Source organism: Mesorhizobium sp. M8A.F.Ca.ET.161.01.1.1, from assembly GCF_004792105.1.
GTDB lineage: Bacteria > Pseudomonadota > Alphaproteobacteria > Rhizobiales > Rhizobiaceae > Mesorhizobium.
The window spans coordinates 1-296 of record NZ_SRTD01000415.1; the positions used below are offsets into that span (position 1 = coordinate 1).

The following is a 296-nucleotide window of genomic DNA, read 5'->3' on the forward strand; positions in this document are numbered from 1 at the left end:
GGCCGGCCTGGTCTCGACCGTGCCGGCCGGCTTGGGGGTGTTCGAGTGGAGCCTGCTGAAACTGTTGCCGCAGGTGGCGCCGGCGGCGGTGCTGGCGGCGGCGCTGATCTACCGCGTAACCTACTACGTGCTGCCGCTGGTGCTGGCCACGCTGCTGGCGCTCGCTCCCGCGCTACGGCAGCCGCTGCAGGCCAGTGCCGGCGCGACCCGTGCCGGCTGGAACGCACTGCGCCCATGGCTGCCGCAGATCATCGCACTGGCGGTGTTCAGCATCGGCGCGGCGCTGGTCATCGACG

At 72.3% G+C, this 296-nt stretch carries 1 pseudogene; it reads left to right on the forward strand.

The features are described from left to right. Nucleotides 1-296: pseudogene (locus tag EN804_RS36335) on the forward strand (hypothetical protein); the annotation flags it as partial.